Origin of the sequence: Mesorhizobium sp. M7A.F.Ca.CA.002.05.1.1, assembly GCF_003998335.1 — a bacterium.
Lineage (GTDB): Bacteria > Pseudomonadota > Alphaproteobacteria > Rhizobiales > Rhizobiaceae > Mesorhizobium.
In genome coordinates, this window is record NZ_RZQI01001482.1 from 1 (window position 1) to 776 (window position 776).

Genomic DNA, 776 nt, shown 5'->3' on the forward strand with positions numbered 1-776 from the left:
GGACGATGCCAGCCTTCTCGACACGGAACTCGACGGCACCGTCACCACCGACGTTGCCGCCGCCGTCAAGGCATCCAAGCGCGGCGCCGTCGAGTTCCGTGTCGAGAAGGCTGGCATCGTCCATGCCGGCGTCGGCAAGGTGTCGTTCGACGTCAAGGCCCTGGAAGAGAACATCCGCGCCTTCGCCGATGCGGTGACCAAGGCAAAGCCGACTGGCGCCAAGGGCAACTACGTCAAGAAGGTGTCGGTCACCTCGACGATGGGCCCGGGCCTCAAGCTCGACGTCGCGACGCTCAACGCGTCCTGATAAGTTTTGATCGAGATCGGCCGGTAAACGGCTGATCTGCAAAGAATTCCGGGCCTCCGACCTAGTTGGCGGCCCGGTACCGGAAGCCGAGAGGTTTCCGGACATCCTGTCCGAGATTGCAGGCGGCCCAGAAGCCTTAATTCGATTTGGGCCTGCATGAGACGGGTGAAGACCGGACAACGGAGCGATTGCTCCAATGAAAGGTTCGAACCGTGTTTGCCTTTTGTCTGCGCATCGCCGGCTTGACCGTCGATGTGGCGAAAGGGGGCAGGATCCTCGAGCGTCGTTCGGGAGATCCGTTACTGGATGGCCCGGCCGACAAAAGGCAACCCGACGCCTGTCCTCGTCAATGGGATGTTCCCGTTAACAGGATTGGGGTCAACTGGAGATAGGCAGTGGACAGAGCGGAAAAACGCGAACTCGTCACGGGCCTGAACGGTGCGTTCTCGAACGCAGGTTCAGTGGTCGT

2 pseudogenes are annotated in these 776 nt (G+C 61.0%); both read left to right on the forward strand.

Going from position 1 to position 776, the window contains the following annotated elements:
* A pseudogene (locus EN939_RS36515) lies at positions 1-307 on the forward strand (hypothetical protein); the annotation flags it as partial.
* A 395-nt stretch (positions 308-702) separates the two neighbouring features.
* Positions 703-776 (forward strand): annotated as a pseudogene (locus EN939_RS40135) (50S ribosomal protein L10); the annotation flags it as partial.